The sequence below is a fragment of the Streptomyces triticisoli genome (assembly GCF_003270085.1).
In the GTDB taxonomy this organism is placed as follows: Bacteria; Actinomycetota; Actinomycetes; order Streptomycetales; family Streptomycetaceae; genus Streptomyces; species Streptomyces triticisoli.
Map to the genome: position 1 here is coordinate 1 of NZ_QFDQ01000171.1, position 1,389 is coordinate 1,389.

Here is a 1,389-nt window from a genome sequence, read left to right on the forward strand (position 1 = left end):
CGCTCGGCGCGCTCGCCGCGGCGGCGCTGGGCTGCCCGGCCGCCGCCGACGCCGGGTTCGCGCTCGGCACGCTGTTCGGCAGCGCGCTCGGCTCGTTCGACGCGCTCACGCCCTACGCGGCCGCCGCCACCGGTGTGCTCACCCGGTGGATCGCGCAGGCAGAGGCCGGTGGCCCGGCCGGTGCCGACGCGCGCGCCCGCGTGCTGGCCGTACTGGAACGCGCCGACCAGCTCGCCGACAGCGCGCGGCTGAGCGGGCTGCTCACCGGGGACCGGCTGCTGCCCTCCGGGTACCGGGCGCGGCTGCGGGCGCTGGGCGCCGCGCTCGACGGGCGGCCGGCCGCCGCCCAGGCCGCCCTGCGCGAGCTGGGGGACCATCAACTGGCCGGCCTGTACGGCGACTCCACCGAGCGGGCCCGTACCGCCGTGCGTCTGCTGCGCTGGCTCGACGCCCCGGCGCCCGTCGTGGACTCGGTCGGCCAGGGGGTGCGGCATCACCTCGCGTCCACCGGGTGGGTGGATCTGGCCGTCGGCGTCCTCGCCGAGGGCGACGCCTCGCGGGACAGTGTGCTCGGGGAGGCGTACCACCGGCTCATCGGGCGCGTGCGTACCCGGCGGCAGCAGCTCGACGAGCGGTTCGCGGCGGTGCTGGCCACCTGGGCGGAGGCCGCCTCCCAGCAGGCGCCGGGCGGGGCGCTGCTGATCGAGGACGTCCTCGCGGAGGCCGCCGCGCCGCTCGCCCGGGACGGCGGGCGGCCGCTCGTGCTCGTGCTGGACGGGATGAGCGCCGACGTCGCCGTGGAGCTGGCGGCCGGACTCGGCCGGCGGGCCTGGACGGAGATCGTTCCGGTTCCGGCGGGCTCCGGCGGGCGGTCGCCCGGGCGTCTCGCCGCCGTCGCCATGCTGCCGACGGTCACGCGCGTCAGCCGGGCCTCACTGCTCAGCGGGACGGCGGCCGACGGCGGGCAGGAGGTGGAGCGCGCCGGGTTCACGGCCTTCTGGAAGAAGCGCAGGCGGGAAGCGGTCCTCTTCCACAAGGGCGGTTACGAGGGCACGGCCGGGCACCGGCTGGCACCCGCCCTGCTGGAGGAACTCGCCCACGAGGAGCGGATCGTCGGGGTCGTGGTGAACACCATCGACGACGCGCTCGCGGACGGCCGGGAGAGCGGGCGGGCCCGGTGGGGCATAGGGGACATCGCCAGACTGGCCGATCTGCTCGACGCGGCCCGCGGCACCGGACGGCCCGTCCTGCTCGTGTCCGACCACGGGCACGTCCTGGACCGCACTCCGCGCGACGCGGGGCCCACGGCGGCCGAGGGGGTCCAGGGCGCCCGCTGGCGGACCGGCACGGCCGGGCCGGGCGAGGTCGGGCTCGCCGGACCCCGGGTCC

Annotated in this window: 1 protein-coding gene; it reads left to right on the forward strand. The window is 78.4% G+C overall.

Annotation, left to right across the window (positions count from 1 at the left end):
* The coding region (gene pglZ, locus DEP02_RS22915; RefSeq protein WP_112469578.1) for a BREX-2 system phosphatase PglZ at nt 1-1,389 on the forward strand (1,389 nt) is incomplete at both ends.